We start from the raw sequence: 17,522 nt of genomic DNA on the forward strand, positions 1-17,522 counted from the left end.
TGCGCCAATCCGAAGGCCGCCGCAAGGCGGCGTTCGGCCATCCGAAATCCAAGAAATCTGAGAGGCTCCCCGTGGCCCGTTCCACTCCCATCGAGCGTTACCGTAACTTCGGCATCATGGCCCACATCGATGCCGGCAAGACCACCACGTCCGAGCGCATCCTGTTCTACACCGGCAAGAGCCACAAGATCGGTGAAGTGCACGACGGCGCCGCCACCATGGACTGGATGGAGCAGGAACAGGAACGTGGCATCACGATCCAGTCCGCTGCCACCACCGCGTTCTGGAAGGGCATGGACAAGTCCCTGCCGGAGCACCGCTTCAACATCATCGACACCCCCGGGCACGTCGACTTCACCATCGAAGTGGAGCGCTCGCTGCGCGTGCTCGACGGTGCGGTGTTCGTGCTGTGTGCCGTCGGTGGCGTGCAGCCGCAGTCGGAAACCGTGTGGCGCCAGGCCAACCGCTACAAGGTGCCGCGCATTGCGTTCGTCAACAAGATGGACCGCACCGGCGCCAACTTCTACAAGGTCCGTGACCAGCTGAAGGCCAAGCTCGGCGCCGTCGCCGTGCCGATGCAGCTGCCGATCGGTGCTGAAGAAGGCTTCAAGGGCGTTGTCGACCTGCTGAAGATGAAGGCCATCCACTGGGATGAAGCTTCGCAGGGCATGAAGTTCGAGTACGGCGACATCCCGGCCGAGCTGCAGGAAAAGGCTGAAGAAGCCCGTACCTTCATGATCGAGACCGCGGCTGAAGCCAGCGAAGAGCTGATGGAAAAGTACCTGGGCGGCGAAGAGCTGGCCGAGTCGGAAATCATCAACGCGCTGCGTACCCGTACCCTGGCCACCGAAATCGTCCCGATGTACTGCGGTTCGGCGTTCAAGAACAAGGGCGTGCAGGCCATGCTGGACGGCGTGATCCAGCTGCTGCCGTCGCCGGTTGACGTGCCGGACGTGACCGGTACCGACGTGGACGACGAAAACGTCGCCATGACCCGCAAGTCCGACGACAAGGCTCCGTTCTCGTCGCTGGCCTTCAAGATCATCACCGACCCGTTCGTCGGCGCGCTGACCTTCTTCCGTGTCTACTCGGGCACCCTGAATGGCGGCGACACCGTGCTGAACTCGGTGAAGGGCAAGAAGGAGCGCATCGGCCGCATCCTGCAGATGCACTCGAACAACCGCGAAGAAATCAAGGAAGTTCTGGCCGGTGACATCGCCGCTGCCGTGGGCCTGAAGGACACCACCACTGGTGACACCCTGTGCTCGATCGACCAGCCGATCATCCTGGAGCGCATGACGTTCCCGGAGCCGGTGATCTCGATGGCCGTCGAACCGAAGACCAAGTCGGACCAGGAAAAGATGGGTCTGGCCCTGGGCCGTCTGGCGCAGGAAGATCCGTCGTTCCGCGTCAAGACCGACGAAGAATCCGGCCAGACCATCATCTCGGGCATGGGCGAGCTGCACCTGGACATCATCGTCGACCGCCTGAAGCGCGAGTTCAACGTTGAAGCCAACGTCGGCGCGCCGCAGGTGGCCTACCGCGAAACCATCACCCTGGCTGACGTGAAGTCGGACTACAAGCACGCCAAGCAGTCCGGTGGTAAGGGTCAGTACGGTCACGTCGTGATCGAACTGTCGCCGATCACTGCTGAAGACCGTGCCGATGCCAAGATCGCTCCGCTGATCAAGGACGACTTCCTGTTCATCAACGACATCACCGGTGGTGTGATTCCGAAGGAATTCATCCCGTCGATCGAAAAGGGCCTGCGCGAAACCATCACCAGCGGTCCGCTGGCTGGCTTCCCGGTCGTGGACGTCAAGGTGAAGCTGGTGTTCGGCTCGTACCACGACGTCGACTCGTCGGAAATGGCGTTCAAGCTGGCCTCGTCGATGGCCTTCAAGCAGGGCTTCTCCAAGGCCAAGCCGGTCCTGCTGGAGCCGATCATGAAGGTCGAGATCGTGACCCCGGAAGACTACCAGGGTGACGTGATGGGCGACGTCAGCCGTCGTCGCGGCGTGCTGCAGGGTTCGGACACCACCGGTGACGGCTCCGCTTCGATCATCAACGCGATGATCCCGCTGGGTGAAATGTTCGGCTACGCCACTGCGCTGCGTTCGCAGACCCAGGGCCGCGCCACCTTCACCATGGAATTCGACCATTACGAGCCGGCGCCGAACAACATCGCCGAAGCCGTCATGAAGAAGGGCTGAGCCTCGCTCAGCCTCTCCTGAAAACCACTTTCAAAATCAAGGTAAACAACAATGGCAAAGGGTAAGTTCGAGCGCACCAAGCCGCACGTCAACGTCGGCACCATCGGTCACGTCGACCATGGCAAGACCACGCTGACCGCTGCACTGACCAAGATCGGTGCCGAGCGCTTCGGTGGCGAATTCAAGGATTACTCGGCAATCGACGCCGCTCCGGAAGAGAAGGCTCGTGGTATCACGATCTCGACCGCGCACGTCGAATACGAATCCACCACCCGTCACTACGCCCACGTCGATTGCCCGGGCCACGCTGACTACGTCAAGAACATGATCACCGGTGCCGCCCAGATGGACGGCGCGATCCTGGTGTGCTCGGCCGCTGACGGCCCGATGCCGCAGACCCGCGAGCACATCCTGCTGTCGCGTCAGGTCGGCGTGCCGTACATCGTCGTGTTCCTGAACAAGGCCGACATGGTTGACGATGCCGAGCTGCTGGAACTGGTCGAAATGGAAGTCCGCGAACTGCTGAGCAAGTACGAGTTCCCGGGCGACGATACCCCGATCATCTCGGGTTCGGCTCGTCTGGCGCTGGAAGGCGACCAGAGCGACATCGGCGTGCCGGCGATCATCAAGCTGGTCGACGCGCTGGACACCTGGATTCCGGAGCCGGAGCGTGCAGTCGACAAGCCGTTCCTGATGCCGGTGGAAGACGTGTTCTCGATCTCGGGCCGCGGCACCGTGGTGACCGGTCGTATCGAGCGCGGCGTGATCAAGGTCGGCGAAGAAATCGAAATCGTCGGTATCCGTCCGGTTCAGAAGACCACCGTGACCGGCGTCGAAATGTTCCGCAAGCTGCTGGACCAGGGCCAGGCAGGCGACAACGCCGGTCTGCTGCTGCGCGGCACCAAGCGTGACGACGTCGAGCGCGGCCAGGTTCTGGCCAAGCCGGGCACCATCAAGCCGCACACCACCTTCGAAGGCGAAGTGTACGTGCTGTCGAAGGACGAAGGCGGCCGTCACACCCCGTTCTTCAACGGCTACCGCCCGCAGTTCTACTTCCGTACCACCGACATCACCGGTAAGGCCAACCTGCCGGAAGGCGTCGAGATGGTGATGCCGGGCGACAACGTGAAGATGGTTGTCGAGCTGATCAACCCGGTGGCAATGGACGAAGGCCTGCGCTTCGCCATCCGCGAAGGCGGCCGTACCGTCGGCGCCGGCGTGGTCTCGAAGATCATCGCGTAATCTGGTAGTATCTGCGCCCCGATGTTGCCTGGGTAGGGCATCGGGGCGTATCAAATGGGAAAGCAGGCACAGGATGTGCCTTGTGTTCCCCGGACCAGGAACGGTCAATGCCATTCAGGCGGCGTCAACAGGCAACTGTTGACAGCTGCCTTGCGTGCCATTATGCTTCCACGTCTGGGCAGACCGGGAAACTGGCCTGCCTACGTTTTTGGGGTCTATGGATTGACCTTGTCGGCCTGCAGGAGTGCGGGCCGTCTGTATTCAGGGATTTCACGGGACAAAGCAACCCAGAGGCTTTGTCTGTCGCTCTTTTAACGAAGGAACCTACCGCCATGGCGGACCAAAAGATCCGGATCCGGCTGAAAGCGTTCGATCATCGTCTGATCGACCGTTCGGCCAGCGAGATCGTTGAAACGGCCAAGCGGACCGGCGCGCAAGTGCGTGGCCCGATCCCGCTGCCGACCAAGATCGAGCGTTACACCGTCCTCGTTTCCCCGCACGTCGACAAGGACGCGCGTGACCAGTACGAGACCCGCACGCACAAGCGCGTGCTCGATATCGTTGACCCGAATGACAAGACCGTGGACGCGCTGATGAAGCTCGAACTGGCTGCCGGCGTCGACGTTCAGATCAAGCTGACCTGAGGACTACGACCATGACGAAGAAGTATTCGTTGGGCTTCGTGGGCCGCAAGGCTGGCATGAGCCGCGTGTTCACTGAAGATGGCCGCTCCATCCCGGTGACCCTGATCGAAGCAACCCCCAACCGCATCGCGCAGATCAAGACCGTCGAAACCGACGGCTACAGCGCCGTGCAGGTGACCGTCGGCGCGCGTCGCGCTGCCCTGGTCAACAAGCCGGAAGCCGGCCACTTCGCCAAGGCGAAGGTGGAAGCGGGTCGTGGCCTGTGGGAATTCCGCGTTGAAGACGCGCAGCTCGGCGATTTCGCCGTTGGCGGCGAAGTCAAGGCGGACATCTTCGAAGTCGGCCAGATCGTCGACGTCCAGGGTGTCACCAAGGGTAAGGGTTTCCAGGGCACCATCAAGCGCCACAACTTCCGTATGGGCGATGCAACCCACGGTAACTCGCTGTCGCATCGCGCGCCGGGTTCGCTGGGTCAGCGCCAGACCCCGGGTCGCGTTTTCCCGGGCAAGAAGATGTCGGGCCACATGGGCGCGGTGCAGCAGAGCACCCAGAACCTGGAAGTGGTCAAGGTCGACGTCGAGCGCGGTCTGATCGCAGTTCGCGGCGCCGTTCCGGGCGCGGCGGGTGGCGACGTGATCGTCCGTCCGGCGAGCAAGGCATAAGGAGAGATGACGATGGAACTCGTTATCACGGGTAGCAACAACAAGGTCTCGGTCTCCGACGCCGTGTTCGGTCGCGATTTCAGCGAAGATCTGGTCCACCAGGTCGTCGTTGCTTACCGCAACGCCGGTCGCGCCGGCACCAAGGCACAGAAGACTCGCTCCGAAGTGGCTGGTACCACCAAGAAGTCGAAGAAGCAAAAGGGCGGCGGCGCGCGTCATGGCGCACTGACGGCTCCGATCTTCGTCGGCGGCGGTGTCACCTTCGCGGCCAAGCCGCGCAGCTTCGAGCAGAAGGTCAATCGTAAGCAGTACCGTGCCGCCATGTGCGCGATCCTGTCCGAGCTGAACCGTCAGGGCCGTCTGACCATCGTGGAGTCCTTCGACGTCGAAGCGACCAGCACGAAGGGTCTGATCGCCAAGCTGGCCGGCCTGGAAGTGGGCAAGCGCCCGCTGATCGTCACCGAGGAAGCCTCCGAGCACCTGTACCTGTCGGCCCGCAACGTTCCCTACGTGGAAGTGCGTGACGTGCAGGGTCTGGACCCGGTGTCCCTGGTTGGTGCCGACACGGTCGTCATCACCGCTGACGCGGTCAAGAAGGTCGAGGAGTGGCTGGCATGAACAGCAACGAAAAAATCTTCAGCGTGCTGCGTGCCCCGCGTGTCTCCGAAAAGACCGCGCGCCTGCAGGAACTCTCCAACCAGTATGTCTTCGAAATTTCGAACGAAGCCACCAAGGCCGATGTAAAGGCCGCGGTTGAGCAGCTGTTCGACGTCAAGGTCGAAGCCGTCAACGTGGTCAACGTCAAGGGCAAGAACAAGTCCTTCCGTAACCGTGCTGGCCGCCGCGGCGATTGGCGCAAGGCGTACGTTCGCCTGGCCGACGGCCAGTCGATCGATGTAACGGCCAAGGCCTGAGGTACATCCCATGCCATTGATGAAATTCAAGCCCACTTCTCCCGGCCGCCGTTCGGCCGTGCGCGTGGTTACTCCCGACCTGCACAAGGGTGCTCCGCACGCCGCACTGGTCGAGTCGCAGAGCCGCTCGGGTGGTCGTAACCACCACGGCCGCATCACCGTGCGTCACGTCGGTGGTGGCCACAAGCAGCACTACCGCATCATCGACTTCAAGCGCAACAAGCTGGGCATCCCGGCGCGCGTGGAACGCATCGAATACGATCCGAACCGCACCGCCCACATCGCCCTGCTGTGCTACGTCGACGGTGAGCGCCGCTACATCATCGCCCCGAAGGGCCTGAAGGCTGGTGATCAGGTGATCGCTGGTTCGGACGCCCCGATCAAGGCTGGCAACACCCTGCCGCTGCGCAACATCCCGGTCGGTACCACCATCCACTGCATCGAACTGAAGCCCGGCAAGGGCGCTCAGATCGCCCGCGCCGCTGGTGCGGCCGTGCAGCTGGTTGCCCGCGAAGGCATCTACGCCACCCTGCGCCTGCGCTCGGGTGAAATGCGTAAGGTTCCGGTCGAGTGCTGCGCCACCATCGGTGAAGTCGGCAACGACGAGCACAGCCTGGAAAAGCTGGGCAAGGCCGGTGCCAAGCGTTGGCGCGGCGTCCGCCCGACCGTTCGTGGTGCTGCCATGAACCCGGTTGACCACCCGCACGGTGGTGGTGAGGCGAAGGCCGGCCAGGGTAACCCGCACCCGGTCACCCCGTGGGGTGTTCCGACCAAGGGTTACAAGACGCGCCATAACAAGCGCACTCAGCAGTTCATCGTCCGCGATCGTAGGGGCTAATCGACCATGGCACGTTCACTCAAGAAGGGCCCGTTCGTCGATCACCACCTCGTCAAGAAGGTGGAGGCCGCTGCGGGCAGCAAGAAGCCGATCAAGACCTGGTCGCGCCGTTCGATGATCCTGCCTGACATGGTAGGCATCACCATTGCCGTGCATAACGGCAAGAACCACATCCCGGTTCTCGTCAACGAGAACATGGTCGGCCACAAGCTCGGCGAATTTGCCATCACCCGGACCTTCAAGGGTCACGGTGGTGACAAGAAGTCGGGCAAGTAAGGAGAGATGACAATGGAAGCGAAAGCCATCCTGCGCACTGCGCGCATCTCCCCGCAGAAGGCTCGTCTGGTCGCTGACCAGGTGCGCGGTCTGCCGGCCGAGCGTGCGGTCAACCTGCTGAAGTTCTCGGACAAGAAGGCTGCCCACCTGATCAAGAAGGTGGTGGAGTCGGCTATTGCAAACGCCGAGAACAACCAGGGCGCCGACGTCGACGAGCTGAAGGTTCAGACCATCATGGTTGATGAAGGTCCGACCCTGAAGCGTTTCATGGCGCGGGCGAAAGGCCGCGGTACCCGCATCCTCAAGCGCACCAGCCACATCACTGTGGTTGTGGGCGCCGGCAAGTAAGCGGATAAGGAAAAGACCATGGGTCATAAAGTTCATCCGATTGGTATCCGCCTGGGTATTTCCAAGGACTGGAACTCCAAGTGGTACGCCAACAAGGCCGAGTTCGCTGGTTACCTGGCAGCCGACCTGAAAGTGCGCGACATGCTGCGCAAGAAGCTGGCTCAGGCCGGCATCAGCAAGATCCTGATCGAGCGTCCGGCCAAGACCGCTCGCGTGACGATCCACACCGCCCGTCCGGGCGTGGTGATCGGCAAGCGCGGTGAGGACATCGAGAAGCTGCGCAAGGAAGTGAGCGAGATGATGGGCGTCCCGGCGCACATCAACGTCACCGAAGTGCGCAAGCCGGAACTGGACGCGCAGCTCGTTGCCGAGTCGATCGCCCAGCAGCTGGAGCGTCGCATCATGTTCCGCCGCGCAATGAAGCGCTCGGTCGGCAACGCGATGCGCCTGGGTGCCCTGGGCATCAAGGTCAACGTCGGCGGCCGCCTCAACGGTGCAGAAATCGCCCGTTCGGAGTGGTACCGCGAAGGCCGCGTGCCGCTGCACACCCTGCGTGCCGACATCGACTATGGCTTCGCTGAAGCCAAGACGACCTACGGCATCATCGGCATCAAGGTCTGGATCTACAAGGGCGAAGTCTTCGATTTCTCCCAGGTTGGCCAGGAAAAGCAGGACGACACCCCGTCGCGCAACGATCGTCACGATCGCGGCGACCGCGGTGACCGTCAGCGCCCGGCTCGTGAAGCGAGGTAACGACAATGTTGCAACCCAAGCGAACCAAGTACCGCAAGGTACACAAGGGCCGTAACGAAGGCCTGAGCTGGAGCGCCAACGCTGTCAGCTTCGGCGAGTACGGTCTGAAAGCAACCGCCCACGGTCAGCTGACCGCGCGCCAGATCGAAGCGGCCCGCCGCTCGATCAGCCGCTACGTCAAGCGCGGCGGCAAGATGTGGATCCGTGTGTTCCCCGACAAGCCCATCACCAAGAAGCCCATCGAAGTTCGAATGGGTTCGGGTAAGGGCAACGTGGAATACTGGGTGGCCCAGATCCAGCCCGGCCGCATGATCTATGAAATCGAGGGTGTTACCGAAGAAGTGGCACGCGAGGCATTCCGCCTGGCAGCCGCCAAGCTCTCGGTCACCACCACTTTCGTGACCCGGACGGTGCGCTGATGGATATCAAAACTCTCCGTGAAAAGTCGGCTGACGAACTCAAGGCCCACCTGATCGACCTGCGTAAGGAACAGTTCTCTGTCCGTATGCAGCAGGTCACCGGCCAGCTGCCGAAGACCCACGACATCCGCCGGGTCCGTCGCGAGATTGCTCGCGTCAAGACCCTGCTCGGCAGCACGAAGTAAGGATGGCCGCTATGAGCGACAATACTGAAAACAAGGCGCTGCGCACGGTCGAAGGCCGTGTCGTCAGCAACAAGATGGACAAGACGGTTACCGTCCTGGTTGAGCGTCAGGTCAAGCACGCGCTGTACGGCAAGTACATCAAGCGCTCGACGAAGCTGCACGCCCACGATGCCGACAACGCCTGCAAGGAAGGCGATGTCGTCCGCGTGACCGAGATTGCTCCGATGTCCAAGACCAAGAACTGGCGCGTGGTGGAAGTCATCACGCGTGCGGCTGAATAAGGAGTCTGAATCATGATCCAGATGCAGAGCTACCTTGACGTCGCGGACAATTCGGGTGCCAAGCAGGTGATGTGCTTCAAGGTGCTGGGTGGTTCCAAGCGCCGTTACGCCGGTATCGGCGACATCATCAAGGTCACCGTGAAGGATGCGATTCCGCGCGGCAAGGTCAAGAAGGGTGAAGTGTATGACGCCGTCGTGGTGCGTACCCGCAAGGGTGTGCGTCGCGCTGACGGCTCGCTGATCCGCTTCGACGGCAACGCTGCCGTTCTGCTGAACAACAAGCAGGAGCCGATCGGTACCCGTATCTTCGGGCCGGTGACCCGTGAACTTCGTTCGGAGAAGTTCATGAAGATCGTCTCGCTCGCTCCCGAAGTGCTGTGAGCGACAGGAGATAATCATGGCTAACCGTATCAAGAAGGGCGACCAGGTTGTCGTCAATGCCGGCAAGGACAAGGGCGAGCGTGGCGAAGTGCTTCGCGTCGACGGCGACCGCGTGGTCGTTGCCAACGTGAACATCGTCAAGCGCCACACCAAGCCGAATCCGCAGGCAGGCGTTGCCGGCGGCGTGGTCGAGCGTGAAGCGTCGATCCATATCTCCAACGTGAATGTGCTGAACCCGGCTTCGGGCAAGGGCGAACGCGTTGGCTTCAAGGTGCTGGAGGATGGACGCAAACTGCGTGTGTTCCGCTCCAGCGGTGAGGCGCTCGACGCCTGAGGAATGTGAAGATGACTTCCCGTCTCGAAAAGTTTTACAAGGAAGAAGTGGTGCCGGCGCTGATGAAGCAGTTCGGCTACACCAATCCGATGGAAGTGCCGAAGCTGGTCAAGGTCACCCTGAACATGGGTGTCGGCGAAGCGGCCACCAACAAGAAGATCCTGGAAAACGCCGTCGGCGACATGACCAAGATTTCCGGCCAGAAGCCGGTTGTCACCAAGTCGCGTATCTCGGTTGCGTCGTTCAAGATCCGTGATGGTTGGCCGATTGGCTGCAAGACCACGCTGCGTCGCCACAAGATGTACGAGTTCCTGGATCGCCTGATCAACATCTCGCTGCCGCGCGTGCGCGACTTCCGTGGTGTTTCCGGTCGTTCCTTCGACGGTCGCGGCAACTTCAACATGGGTGTGAAGGAACAGATCATCTTCCCGGAAATCGACTTCGACGCTGTCGACGCGATCCGCGGCATGGATATCGCCATCACCACCACTGCGAAGACCGACGCGGAAGCGAAGGCGCTGCTGGCAGCGTTCAAGTTCCCGTTCCGTAACTGATTCGTCGAGGATACCGAAATGGCAAAGACCTCCATGGTCAACCGCGACATCAAGCGGGAAAAGCTGGCCAAGAAGTACGCCGACAAGCGTGCCGCTCTGAAGAAGATCGTCTCCTCGCTGGAGTCGAGCTACGAAGAGAAGATCGAAGCCGCAACCAAGCTGGCCAAGCTGCCGCGCGATTCGTCGCCGAGCCGCCAGCGCAACCGTTGCGAGCTGTCGGGCCGTCCGCGTGGCGTCTACAGCAAGTTCGGCCTGGGCCGCAACAAGCTGCGTGAAGCCACCATGCGCGGCGACGTGCCGGGCCTGCGCAAGGCCAGCTGGTAATCCCAGCCGGTCCTGCGACCAGGAACCCCTCCGGGGGTTCCTGAACAGGTCAGGGCAGGCATTCAGGCTTGCCCAAGCAAAAAAACCCGAAGAGCCCGGCGCAAGTCGGGCTCTTTTGGCGTATACTCCCGCGTCTTGCCCTGCGCGAGCGGGGTTGTAGGGGTAGGCCATTGGCCTGCCGCAAGAAGGGACCTGGCCCGTTTCCAGGAGACAACAGATTTTCGCGAAAGCGGATATCGGTGCACTCAAAGGTACTCATATGAGCATGACTGATCCCATCGCCGACCTGCTGGTCCGCATCAAGAATGCGGCCGCGGTTGGCAAGCAGACGGTGAAAGCCCCGTCGTCCAAGATCAAGGTTGCGATCGCCCAGGTCCTGAAGGACGAGGGTTACATCACCGACCTGCGCGTGACCCAGCTGGAAAACAACAAGTCCGAGCTGGAAATCGTGCTGAAGTATTTCGAAGGCAAGCCGGTCATCGCGACCCTGAAGCGCTTCTCGCGTTCGGGCCTGCGCCAGTACCGCGGCAAGAGCGAACTGCCGAAGGTCATGAACGGCCTGGGTATCTCCATCATTTCCACCTCCAAGGGCATCATGACTGATGCGCAGGCGCGCCAGCTGGGCGTCGGCGGCGAAGTCCTGTGCTTCGTGGCCTAAGGCGAGAGGAGTAAGAATATGTCCCGCGTAGCCAAGAAGCCCGTCGACCTGGGTAAGGTTGAACTGAACGTCCAGTCCGAATCCGTCACCGTCAAGGGCCCGAAGGGCACCCTGTCGCTGCCGAAGCCGGCCGGCATTGCCATCAACGTCGAGAACGGCGTTGCCACCCTGAGCACCGAGAATGCGGATCTGATCCCGCTGACCGGTACCGTCCGCGCCATCCTGTCCAACATGGTCAAGGGTGTTTCCGAAGGCTTCGAGCGCAAGCTGGAGCTGGTCGGCGTGGGTTACCGTGCTGCCATGCAGGGCAAGGACCTGAGCCTGTCGCTCGGTTTCTCGCACCCGGTGGTGTTCGTTGCTCCGGAAGGCATCACCATCACCACCCCGACCCAGACCGAGATCCTGGTCCAGGGCGCCGACAAGCAGGTCGTTGGTGAAGTTGCCGCCAAGATCCGTGCGTTCCGCAAGCCGGAACCGTACAAGGGCAAGGGCGTGAAGTACTCCGACGAAGTCATCATCCGTAAGGAAGCCAAGAAGGCCTAAGCGCGAGTCCCTCACCAGGGAAAAGCCTGACCTTCAGCTTTCAAGGAAAACACATCATGAACAAGAACATCGCCCGCCTGCGTCGCGCCAAGTCGACCCGTGCTCACATCCGCGAGCTGGGTGTGGCCCGTCTGTCGGTGCTGCGCACCGGCCAGCACCTGTACGCACAGGTCTTCACCGCCGACGGCTCCAAGGTGCTGGCTGCTGCCAACACCACCCAGGCCGACGTCAAGGACGGCCTGAAGAACGGCAAGAACGCCGACGCCGCTGCCAAGGTTGGCCGCATCGTTGCCGAGCGCGCCAAGGCCGCTGGCATCGAGAAGGTTGCCTTCGATCGTTCGGGTTACCGTTACCACGGCCGCATCAAGGCCCTGGCTGACGCCGCCCGCGAAGCCGGCCTGCAGTTCTAAAAGGTCAGGGCAGGGGGCGTTCGTCTCCTGCCCGCCTGCTCGCCAGCCTGAGCGAGGCTGGACGGCGCCGTTCTTCTGCAGCGGCCCACCGGAACAACGCGGTACTCCACAACCATAAGCGGCCCCGAGCCGTACATACCCAAACAACCAAGGAATCAAGATGGCAGAAGAACGTCAGCAGCGGGGTCGCGATCGCGACCGCAACCGCGAAGAGAAAGTCGACGACGGCATGATCGAAAAGCTGGTCGCGGTCAACCGCGTCAGCAAGACCGTCAAGGGCGGTCGCCAGTTCACCTTCACCGCCCTGACCGTGGTCGGCGACGGCGAAGGCAAGGTCGGTTTCGGCTATGGCAAGGCGCGCGAAGTGCCGGTCGCCATCCAGAAGTCGATGGAACAGGCTCGCAAGAACCTGGTCAGCGTTGACCTGAACAACGGCACCCTGTGGCACACCATCAAGGATGGCCACGGCGCTGCACGCGTGTTCATGCAGCCGGCTTCGGAAGGTACGGGCGTCATCGCCGGCGGTGCCATGCGCGCTGTGCTGGAAGCGGTGGGCGTGAAGAACGTGCTGGCCAAGGCCACCGGTTCGCGCAACCCGATCAACCTGGTGCGTGCCACCGTGAAGGGCCTGACTGCAGCGCAGTCGCCGGCTCGCATCGCGGCCAAGCGCGGCAAGAAGGTGGAGGAACTCAACCATGGCTAATGAGTCCAACAAGACTGTGAAGGTGCGCCTGGTGCGCGGCCTGCGTGGTGCTCAGTCGCGTCACCGCCTGTCGGTGCGTGCTCTGGGTCTGAACAAGCTCAACGATGTGCGTGAACTGAAGGACAGCCCGCAGGTTCGCGGTCTGATCAACACCGTTCACTACCTCGTCAAGGTTGAGGAGTAATCGATCATGACTCTGCGTCTCAATGAACTGAGCCCGGCACCGGGCGCCCGCACCGAGCGCACCCGCGTCGGTCGCGGTATCGGCTCGGGCCTGGGCAAGACTGCCGGCCGCGGCCACAAGGGTTCGTTCGCCCGTAAGGGTGGCGGCAAGATCAAGGCTGGCTTCGAAGGCGGCCAGACCCCCATGCAGCGTCGTCTGCCGAAGATCGGCTTCCGTTCGCCGATCGCCAAGGACACCGCTGAAGTGCTGCTGTACGCGCTGGACAAGCTGCCGGCCGGTGAGATCGACTTCGCCGCCCTGCGTGCTGCCAAGCTGGTCCCGAGCACTGCCAAGAAGGCCAAGGTCGTCGTCAAGGGCGAAGTGACCAAGGCGTTCACCCTGAAGGGTATTGCTGCCACGGCTGGTGCCAAGGCCGCGATCGAAGCTGCCGGCGGCAGCGTAACGGAGTAAGAAAATCATGGCGCAAGCTGGCATCGGTAACCTCGCGGGCGGAATGGGCAAGTTCACTGAACTTCGCCAACGTTTGCTGTTCGTCGTCGGGGCTTTGATCGTCTATCGCATTGGCTGCTACGTGCCGGTGCCGGGCGTCAATCCCGATGCCATGCTTGCCATGATGCAACAGCAGGGCGGCGGCATCGTGGACATGTTCAACATGTTCTCGGGCGGCGCCCTGCACCGTTTCAGCATCTTCGCGCTGAACGTGATGCCGTACATTTCGGCATCGATCGTGATGCAGCTGGCCGTCCACATCTTCCCCGCGCTGAAGGCGATGCAGAAGGAAGGTGAGTCCGGCCGCCGCAAGATCACCCAGTATTCGCGCATCGGCGCCGTGCTGCTGGCAGTGGTGCAGGGCGGTTCGATCGCCCTGGCCCTGCAGGGCCAGGTCTCGCCGTCGGGCGCTCCGGTCGTCTACGCACCGGGCATGGGCTTCGTGCTCACCGCCGTGATCGCGCTGACCGCCGGCACCATGTTCCTGATGTGGGTCGGTGAGCAGGTGACCGAGCGCGGCATCGGCAACGGCGTGTCGCTGATCATCTTCGCCGGCATCGTGGCCGGCCTGCCGACCGCGGTCATCCATACCTTCGATGCCTACCGCGACGGCAACATCCAGTTCATCCAGCTGCTGCTGATCGCCATCGTGGTGCTGGCCTTCACCTTCTTCGTGGTGTTCGTCGAACGCGGCCAGCGCCGCATCACGGTGAACTACGCACGTCGCCAGGGCGGCCGCAACGCGTACATGAACCAGACCTCGTTCCTGCCGCTGAAGCTGAACATGGCGGGCGTGATCCCGGCCATCTTCGCCTCCAGCCTGCTGGCCTTCCCGGCTACGCTGACCATGTGGGCCGGCCAGGCCGCCAACCAGAGCACCTTTGGCCAGATCCTGCAGAAGGTCGCCAATGCCCTGGGCCCGGGCGAGCCGCTGCACATGATCGTGTTCGCTGCGCTGATCACCGGCTTTGCGTTCTTCTATACCGCGCTGGTGTTCAACTCGCAGGAAACCGCCGACAACCTGAAGAAGTCGGGTGCGCTGATTCCGGGCATCCGTCCGGGCAAGGCCACCGCCGACTACATCGACGGCGTGCTGACCCGCCTGACCGCAGCCGGTTCGGCTTACCTGGTGATCGTCTGCCTGCTGCCGGAACTGATGCGCACGCAGCTGAATGCCTCGTTCTACTTCGGTGGTACTTCGCTGCTGATCGTGGTGGTGGTGGTGATGGACTTCATCGCCCAGGTGCAGGCGCACCTGATGTCGCACCAGTACGAGAGCCTGCTGAAGAAGGCCAACCTGAAGGGCGGCAACCGCGGCGGCTTTGCTCGCGGCTGATCAGCCTGTTATACTTTCGTCTTCCTGACGTGATGGTCCCTCCGCTTCGCGGACTCCGGCCACACAAACGAAGGGCGGCCCCCGCAGCGGTTCCGGGTGGGGGTGTGATGAGGTGGTCCCGCGCAGGAGTAGCGCGGGCGGCCCCGGAGGAAACTCCAGGTCCAACCCCATCCGGCGCCGGAGCCTGGGCACACTCCCCAGGCCGGGTTCATGAAACCAATGGTTTCACGGGCTTCCATGTAAACCGGAACCTTGTTAGTATCGCTAGTTCACTTTTTTGATCCATCCTGCCGGATTGGCGCGCCTACGGTGCGCTGTCGGCCATCACTCAGCTGGAGAACCGCGTCATGGCGCGTATTGCAGGCGTCAACCTGCCAGCCCAGAAGCACGTCTGGGTCGGGTTGCAAAGCATTTACGGCATCGGCCGTACCCGTTCGAAGAAGGTCTGCGAAGTCGCAGGCGTTGCTTCGACCACCAAGATCCGCGATCTGTCGGAGCCGGAAATCGAGCGCCTGCGCGCCGAAGTCGGCAAGTACATCGTGGAAGGCGATCTGCGCCGTGAGATCGGTATCGCGATCAAGCGCCTGATGGACCTGGGCTGCTACCGCGGCCTGCGTCACCGTCGTGGCCTCCCGCTGCGTGGCCAGCGCACCCGTACCAACGCCCGCACCCGCAAGGGTCCGCGCAAGGCGATCAGGAAGTAAGGGACTGACAAATGGCTAAGCCCGCTGCTAAGACCAAGAAGAAGATCAAGCGCGTCATCACTGATGGCGTTGCCCACGTCCACGCTTCGTTCAACAACACCATCGTGACCATCACCGACCGCCAGGGCAACGCTCTGTCGTGGGCGACCTCCGGTGGCGCTGGCTTCCGCGGTTCGCGCAAGTCGACCCCGTTCGCAGCCCAGGTGGCTGCCGAAAAGGCCGGTCGTGCTGCGCTGGACTACGGCGTGAAGTCGCTGGAAGTCCGCATCAAGGGCCCGGGTCCGGGCCGTGAGTCGGCCGTGCGTTCGTTGAACAACGTCGGCTACAAGATCACCAACATCATCGACGTGACGCCTATCCCGCACAACGGGTGCCGTCCGCCGAAGAAGCGTCGCGTCTAAAGGGAGCGATAAGAAATGGCTCGTTATATCGGTCCTACCTGTAAGCTCGCCCGTCGCGAAGGCGCCGACCTGTCCCTGAAGAGCCCGGCGCGTGCGCTGGACTCCAAGTGCAAGCTGGAGCAGAAGCCCGGCCAGCACGGCGCCACTGCCCGTAAGGGCAAGCTGTCCGACTACGCCACCCAGCTGCGTGAAAAGCAGAAGGTCAAGCGTATCTACGGCCTGCTGGAGCGTCAGTTCCGCAACTACTACAAGAAGGCCTCGACCAAGAAGGGCAACACCGGCGAGAACCTGCTGCAGCTGCTGGAAACCCGCCTGGACAACGTCGTCTACCGCATGGGCTTCGCCGTGACCCGTCCGGCTGCCCGTCAGCTGGTGTCGCACCGCGGCGTCACCGTGAACGGCAAGTCGGTCAACCTGGCTTCGTACCAGGTCAAGGCTGGCGACGCCATCGCTCTGTCGGAAAAGGCTGCCAAGCAGCTGCGCGTCCAGGAAGCCCTGACCGTCGCCGCCCAGCATGACCTGAGCCCGTCGTGGGTCGAAGTGGATTCCGGTAAGTTCACCGGCATCTTCAAGGCTGTTCCGGATCGTTCGGACCTGCCTGCGGACATCAACGAAGCGCTGATCGTCGAGCTGTATTCGAAGTAATTCACATTGGAGAGCCCCCGGCGACGGCCGGGGGTTCACTAGGAGAACCCGCAACATGACGGTTACCGCCAACCAGGTTCTGCGTCCTCGCGGTCCGCAGATCGAACGCCTTACCGACACCCGTGCAAAGGTCGTTATCGAACCTTTGGAGCGGGGTTACGGGCATACGCTGGGCAACGCCCTGCGTCGCGTGCTGCTGTCGTCCATCCCGGGCTTCGCCATCACGGAAGTCGAAATCGACGGCGTGTTGCATGAGTACACCACGGTCGAAGGTCTGCAGGAGGACGTGCTCGAAGTCCTGCTGAACCTGAAGGACGTGGCCATCCGTATGCACTCCGGCGACAGCGCCACCCTGTCCCTGTCCAAGCAGGGCCCGGGCGTTGTCACCGCTGCCGATATCAAGGTCGACCACAATGTGGAGATCCTGAACGGCGAACATGTGATCTGCCACCTGACCAAGGACACGGCAATCAACATGCGTCTGAAGATCGAGCGTGGTTTCGGCTACCAGCCGGCTGCTGCGCGTCGTCGTCCGGACGAAGAAACCCGTGCCATCGGCCGCCTGGTCCTGGATGCCTCGTTCTCGCCGGTCCGCCGTGTCGCCTACGCCGTGGAAGCGGCGCGTGTCGAACAGCGTACCGACCTGGACAAGCTGGTCATCGATATCGAGACCAACGGCACCATCGACGCCGAGGAAGCCGTGCGCACCGCCGCCGACATCCTCAGCGACCAGCTGTCGGTGTTCGGTGACTTCACCCACCGCGACCGCGGTGCGGCCAAGCCGGCCAACAACGGCGTGGATCCGGTGCTGCTGCGCCCGATCGACGATCTGGAACTGACCGTGCGTTCGGCCAACTGCCTGAAGGCGGAAAGCATCTACTACATCGGCGATCTGATCCAGAAGACCGAAGTGGAGCTGCTGAAGACCCCGAACCTGGGCAAGAAGTCGCTCACCGAAATCAAGGAAGTGCTGGCCCAGCGTGGCCTGTCGCTTGGCATGAAGCTGGAAAACTGGCCGCCGGCCGGTGTCGCCAGCCACGGCATGCTGGGCTGATACGGCCCCCTGCTGTACCTGAAGGCT

At 62.3% G+C, this 17,522-nt stretch carries 28 protein-coding genes; all 28 read left to right on the forward strand.

Annotated features, from left to right (window positions below; all coding sequences use genetic code 11):
• Positions 1 to 71 precede the first annotated feature (71 nt).
• The 28 genes from fusA (at position 72) to rpoA (ending at position 17,495) form a co-directional block, all read left to right on the forward strand.
• Positions 72 to 2,213 carry an elongation factor G gene (gene fusA, locus C1930_RS04135; protein ID WP_108752272.1) on the forward strand — a complete coding sequence of 714 codons (2,142 nt, stop codon included), beginning with the start codon at positions 72 to 74 and terminating at the stop codon, positions 2,211 to 2,213.
• A gap of 51 nt (positions 2,214 to 2,264) precedes the next feature.
• Entirely contained in the window at positions 2,265 to 3,455 is a 1,191-nt protein-coding gene (tuf, locus tag C1930_RS04140) for an elongation factor Tu (protein ID WP_108752270.1), read from the forward strand.
• A 332-nt stretch (positions 3,456 to 3,787) separates the two neighbouring features.
• Complete coding sequence (gene rpsJ / locus C1930_RS04145) at positions 3,788 to 4,099, forward strand: 30S ribosomal protein S10 (protein WP_005408208.1); 312 nt, start codon at positions 3,788 to 3,790, stop codon at positions 4,097 to 4,099.
• Between the two features lie 11 nt (positions 4,100 to 4,110).
• Positions 4,111 to 4,761 (forward strand): 50S ribosomal protein L3, encoded by a 651-nt coding sequence (gene rplC / locus C1930_RS04150; protein ID WP_004145336.1) that lies wholly within the window; start codon positions 4,111 to 4,113, stop codon positions 4,759 to 4,761.
• A 12-nt stretch (positions 4,762 to 4,773) separates the two neighbouring features.
• Positions 4,774 to 5,379, forward strand: a complete 606-nt coding sequence (gene rplD, locus C1930_RS04155; protein ID WP_102944279.1) for a 50S ribosomal protein L4 — start codon at positions 4,774 to 4,776, stop codon at positions 5,377 to 5,379.
• Positions 5,376 to 5,675: a 50S ribosomal protein L23 gene (rplW, locus tag C1930_RS04160; RefSeq protein ID WP_049470489.1), complete on the forward strand. Its 300-nt coding sequence runs from the start codon at positions 5,376 to 5,378 to the stop codon at positions 5,673 to 5,675. Before rplD ends, rplW begins: the two co-directional genes overlap by 4 nt.
• Positions 5,676 to 5,685: 10 nt before the next feature.
• Positions 5,686 to 6,513, forward strand: a complete 828-nt coding sequence (gene rplB, locus C1930_RS04165; protein WP_108748657.1) for a 50S ribosomal protein L2 — start codon at positions 5,686 to 5,688, stop codon at positions 6,511 to 6,513.
• Positions 6,514 to 6,519: 6 nt separating this feature from the next.
• Positions 6,520 to 6,789 (forward strand): 30S ribosomal protein S19, encoded by a 270-nt coding sequence (gene rpsS / locus C1930_RS04170; RefSeq protein WP_005415413.1) that lies wholly within the window; start codon positions 6,520 to 6,522, stop codon positions 6,787 to 6,789.
• Between the two features lie 12 nt (positions 6,790 to 6,801).
• The gene (rplV, locus tag C1930_RS04175) at positions 6,802 to 7,137 is read left to right on the forward strand and encodes a 50S ribosomal protein L22 (protein ID WP_080375339.1); all 336 of its coding nucleotides are present in this window, start codon (positions 6,802 to 6,804) and stop codon (positions 7,135 to 7,137) included.
• 18 nt (positions 7,138 to 7,155) lie between these two features.
• Positions 7,156 to 7,890 (forward strand): 30S ribosomal protein S3, encoded by a 735-nt coding sequence (gene rpsC, locus C1930_RS04180; RefSeq protein WP_005415414.1) that lies wholly within the window; start codon positions 7,156 to 7,158, stop codon positions 7,888 to 7,890.
• A gap of 5 nt (positions 7,891 to 7,895) precedes the next feature.
• Complete coding sequence (rplP, locus tag C1930_RS04185) at positions 7,896 to 8,309, forward strand: 50S ribosomal protein L16 (RefSeq protein ID WP_025879305.1); 414 nt, start codon at positions 7,896 to 7,898, stop codon at positions 8,307 to 8,309.
• Complete coding sequence (gene rpmC / locus C1930_RS04190; protein ID WP_004154487.1) at positions 8,309 to 8,494, forward strand: 50S ribosomal protein L29; 186 nt, start codon at positions 8,309 to 8,311, stop codon at positions 8,492 to 8,494. The genes rplP and rpmC overlap by 1 nt, the downstream gene beginning before the upstream one ends.
• An 11-nt stretch (positions 8,495 to 8,505) precedes the next feature.
• A complete protein-coding gene (gene rpsQ / locus C1930_RS04195) occupies positions 8,506 to 8,775 on the forward strand; it encodes a 30S ribosomal protein S17 (RefSeq protein ID WP_004145355.1) in 270 nt (89 codons plus the stop codon).
• A 12-nt stretch (positions 8,776 to 8,787) separates the two neighbouring features.
• Positions 8,788 to 9,156 carry a 50S ribosomal protein L14 gene (gene rplN / locus C1930_RS04200; RefSeq protein ID WP_010483978.1) on the forward strand — a complete coding sequence of 123 codons (369 nt, stop codon included), beginning with the start codon at positions 8,788 to 8,790 and terminating at the stop codon, positions 9,154 to 9,156.
• A 16-nt stretch (positions 9,157 to 9,172) separates the two neighbouring features.
• The gene (rplX, locus tag C1930_RS04205) at positions 9,173 to 9,490 is read left to right on the forward strand and encodes a 50S ribosomal protein L24 (RefSeq protein ID WP_108748658.1); all 318 of its coding nucleotides are present in this window, start codon (positions 9,173 to 9,175) and stop codon (positions 9,488 to 9,490) included.
• 11 nt (positions 9,491 to 9,501) lie between these two features.
• Positions 9,502 to 10,044, forward strand: coding sequence for a 50S ribosomal protein L5 (gene rplE, locus C1930_RS04210; protein WP_004145361.1), 543 nt, complete (start codon positions 9,502 to 9,504; stop codon positions 10,042 to 10,044).
• Positions 10,045 to 10,062: 18 nt separating this feature from the next.
• Positions 10,063 to 10,368, forward strand: a complete 306-nt coding sequence (rpsN, locus tag C1930_RS04215; RefSeq protein ID WP_108748659.1) for a 30S ribosomal protein S14 — start codon at positions 10,063 to 10,065, stop codon at positions 10,366 to 10,368.
• A 259-nt stretch (positions 10,369 to 10,627) separates the two neighbouring features.
• Positions 10,628 to 11,026, forward strand: a complete 399-nt coding sequence (gene rpsH, locus C1930_RS04225; protein WP_005408210.1) for a 30S ribosomal protein S8 — start codon at positions 10,628 to 10,630, stop codon at positions 11,024 to 11,026.
• 18 nt (positions 11,027 to 11,044) lie between these two features.
• On the forward strand, positions 11,045 to 11,569 hold the full coding sequence (gene rplF / locus C1930_RS04230) for a 50S ribosomal protein L6 (protein WP_108748661.1): 525 nt from the start codon (positions 11,045 to 11,047) through the stop codon (positions 11,567 to 11,569).
• 56 nt (positions 11,570 to 11,625) lie between these two features.
• Positions 11,626 to 11,979 (forward strand): 50S ribosomal protein L18, encoded by a 354-nt coding sequence (rplR, locus tag C1930_RS04235; RefSeq protein WP_093817438.1) that lies wholly within the window; start codon positions 11,626 to 11,628, stop codon positions 11,977 to 11,979.
• Between the two features lie 160 nt (positions 11,980 to 12,139).
• On the forward strand, positions 12,140 to 12,682 hold the full coding sequence (gene rpsE, locus C1930_RS04240; protein ID WP_053448882.1) for a 30S ribosomal protein S5: 543 nt from the start codon (positions 12,140 to 12,142) through the stop codon (positions 12,680 to 12,682).
• On the forward strand, positions 12,675 to 12,866 hold the full coding sequence (gene rpmD, locus C1930_RS04245) for a 50S ribosomal protein L30 (protein WP_004145412.1): 192 nt from the start codon (positions 12,675 to 12,677) through the stop codon (positions 12,864 to 12,866). Before rpsE ends, rpmD begins: the two co-directional genes overlap by 8 nt.
• 6 nt (positions 12,867 to 12,872) lie before the next feature.
• Complete coding sequence (rplO, locus tag C1930_RS04250) at positions 12,873 to 13,316, forward strand: 50S ribosomal protein L15 (RefSeq protein ID WP_004154498.1); 444 nt, start codon at positions 12,873 to 12,875, stop codon at positions 13,314 to 13,316.
• A gap of 7 nt (positions 13,317 to 13,323) precedes the next feature.
• Entirely contained in the window at positions 13,324 to 14,691 is a 1,368-nt protein-coding gene (secY, locus tag C1930_RS04255) for a preprotein translocase subunit SecY (RefSeq protein ID WP_108752276.1), read from the forward strand.
• Positions 14,692 to 15,038: 347 nt separating this feature from the next.
• Entirely contained in the window at positions 15,039 to 15,395 is a 357-nt protein-coding gene (rpsM, locus tag C1930_RS04260) for a 30S ribosomal protein S13 (protein WP_004145437.1), read from the forward strand.
• Positions 15,396 to 15,406: 11 nt separating this feature from the next.
• Positions 15,407 to 15,796, forward strand: a complete 390-nt coding sequence (rpsK, locus tag C1930_RS04265) for a 30S ribosomal protein S11 (protein ID WP_042614211.1) — start codon at positions 15,407 to 15,409, stop codon at positions 15,794 to 15,796.
• A gap of 15 nt (positions 15,797 to 15,811) precedes the next feature.
• A complete protein-coding gene (gene rpsD, locus C1930_RS04270) occupies positions 15,812 to 16,441 on the forward strand; it encodes a 30S ribosomal protein S4 (RefSeq protein WP_004145446.1) in 630 nt (209 codons plus the stop codon).
• Positions 16,442 to 16,496: 55 nt separating this feature from the next.
• Positions 16,497 to 17,495 carry a DNA-directed RNA polymerase subunit alpha gene (rpoA, locus tag C1930_RS04275; RefSeq protein ID WP_010483975.1) on the forward strand — a complete coding sequence of 333 codons (999 nt, stop codon included), beginning with the start codon at positions 16,497 to 16,499 and terminating at the stop codon, positions 17,493 to 17,495.
• The last annotated feature ends 27 nt before the right edge of the window (positions 17,496 to 17,522 follow it).

The sequence above is a fragment of the Stenotrophomonas sp. SAU14A_NAIMI4_8 genome (assembly GCF_003086695.1).
GTDB lineage: Bacteria > Pseudomonadota > Gammaproteobacteria > Xanthomonadales > Xanthomonadaceae > Stenotrophomonas.

Coding starts and splice junctions, on each gene's coding strand:
- tuf (WP_108752270.1), top strand. CDS start 2,265: ATGGCAAAGGGTAAGTTCGAGCGCACCAAGCCGCACGTCAACGTCGGC.
- rpsJ (WP_005408208.1), top strand. CDS start 3,788: ATGGCGGACCAAAAGATCCGGATCCGGCTGAAAGCGTTCGATCATCGT.
- rplC (WP_004145336.1), top strand. CDS start 4,111: ATGACGAAGAAGTATTCGTTGGGCTTCGTGGGCCGCAAGGCTGGCATG.
- rplD (WP_102944279.1), top strand. CDS start 4,774: ATGGAACTCGTTATCACGGGTAGCAACAACAAGGTCTCGGTCTCCGAC.
- rplW (WP_049470489.1), top strand. CDS start 5,376: ATGAACAGCAACGAAAAAATCTTCAGCGTGCTGCGTGCCCCGCGTGTC.
- rplB (WP_108748657.1), top strand. CDS start 5,686: ATGCCATTGATGAAATTCAAGCCCACTTCTCCCGGCCGCCGTTCGGCC.
- rpsS (WP_005415413.1), top strand. CDS start 6,520: ATGGCACGTTCACTCAAGAAGGGCCCGTTCGTCGATCACCACCTCGTC.
- rplV (WP_080375339.1), top strand. CDS start 6,802: ATGGAAGCGAAAGCCATCCTGCGCACTGCGCGCATCTCCCCGCAGAAG.
- rpsC (WP_005415414.1), top strand. CDS start 7,156: ATGGGTCATAAAGTTCATCCGATTGGTATCCGCCTGGGTATTTCCAAG.
- rplP (WP_025879305.1), top strand. CDS start 7,896: ATGTTGCAACCCAAGCGAACCAAGTACCGCAAGGTACACAAGGGCCGT.
- rpmC (WP_004154487.1), top strand. CDS start 8,309: ATGGATATCAAAACTCTCCGTGAAAAGTCGGCTGACGAACTCAAGGCC.
- rpsQ (WP_004145355.1), top strand. CDS start 8,506: ATGAGCGACAATACTGAAAACAAGGCGCTGCGCACGGTCGAAGGCCGT.
- rplN (WP_010483978.1), top strand. CDS start 8,788: ATGATCCAGATGCAGAGCTACCTTGACGTCGCGGACAATTCGGGTGCC.
- rplX (WP_108748658.1), top strand. CDS start 9,173: ATGGCTAACCGTATCAAGAAGGGCGACCAGGTTGTCGTCAATGCCGGC.
- rplE (WP_004145361.1), top strand. CDS start 9,502: ATGACTTCCCGTCTCGAAAAGTTTTACAAGGAAGAAGTGGTGCCGGCG.
- rpsN (WP_108748659.1), top strand. CDS start 10,063: ATGGCAAAGACCTCCATGGTCAACCGCGACATCAAGCGGGAAAAGCTG.
- rpsH (WP_005408210.1), top strand. CDS start 10,628: ATGAGCATGACTGATCCCATCGCCGACCTGCTGGTCCGCATCAAGAAT.
- rplF (WP_108748661.1), top strand. CDS start 11,045: ATGTCCCGCGTAGCCAAGAAGCCCGTCGACCTGGGTAAGGTTGAACTG.
- rplR (WP_093817438.1), top strand. CDS start 11,626: ATGAACAAGAACATCGCCCGCCTGCGTCGCGCCAAGTCGACCCGTGCT.
- rpsE (WP_053448882.1), top strand. CDS start 12,140: ATGGCAGAAGAACGTCAGCAGCGGGGTCGCGATCGCGACCGCAACCGC.
- rpmD (WP_004145412.1), top strand. CDS start 12,675: ATGGCTAATGAGTCCAACAAGACTGTGAAGGTGCGCCTGGTGCGCGGC.
- rplO (WP_004154498.1), top strand. CDS start 12,873: ATGACTCTGCGTCTCAATGAACTGAGCCCGGCACCGGGCGCCCGCACC.
- secY (WP_108752276.1), top strand. CDS start 13,324: ATGGCGCAAGCTGGCATCGGTAACCTCGCGGGCGGAATGGGCAAGTTC.
- rpsM (WP_004145437.1), top strand. CDS start 15,039: ATGGCGCGTATTGCAGGCGTCAACCTGCCAGCCCAGAAGCACGTCTGG.
- rpsK (WP_042614211.1), top strand. CDS start 15,407: ATGGCTAAGCCCGCTGCTAAGACCAAGAAGAAGATCAAGCGCGTCATC.
- rpsD (WP_004145446.1), top strand. CDS start 15,812: ATGGCTCGTTATATCGGTCCTACCTGTAAGCTCGCCCGTCGCGAAGGC.
- rpoA (WP_010483975.1), top strand. CDS start 16,497: ATGACGGTTACCGCCAACCAGGTTCTGCGTCCTCGCGGTCCGCAGATC.